The 438-nt window shown below is 72.4% G+C and carries 1 pseudogene; it reads left to right on the top strand.

Going from position 1 to position 438, the window contains the following annotated elements:
• Nucleotides 1–438: pseudogene (locus LPA54_RS39195) on the top strand (UDP-N-acetylglucosamine 1-carboxyvinyltransferase); the annotation flags it as partial.

The following is a 438-nucleotide window of genomic DNA, read 5'->3' as shown; positions in this document are numbered from 1 at the left end:
CCTCCAGGAGGCGGTACACCTCCTGGAGGTGCTGAACTCCATCGGCGTGCGCACCCGCTGTATCAACGACGGCGTCGACCTGGAGATCGTGCCGCCGGCCGAGCTGGACCTCGCGGCGATCGACGCGGACGCGGCCCGCCGCACCCGCTCCATCATCATGTTCCTCGGCCCGCTGCTGCACCGCCTGGACCGCTTCATGCTGCCGTACGCGGGCGGCTGCGACCTCGGCACGCGCACGGTGGAACCGCACATGATCGCGCTGCGCCGGTTCGGCCTGGACATCGCGGCGACGGAGGGCCAGTACCACGCGGTGGTCGACCGGAGCGCCGCCCCGGACCGCCCGATCGTGCTGACCGAGCGTGGGGACACGGTCACCGAGAACGCGCTGCTGGCCGCCGCGCGGCACGACGGCACGACCGTCATCCGCAACGCGTCCTC

The sequence above is a fragment of the Streptomyces sp. DH12 genome (genome assembly GCF_020873895.1).
In the GTDB taxonomy this organism is placed as follows: domain Bacteria; phylum Actinomycetota; class Actinomycetes; order Streptomycetales; family Streptomycetaceae; genus Streptomyces.
Note: the sequence above shows the minus strand (reverse complement) of the source record. Positions and strands in the feature narration are given on the sequence as shown.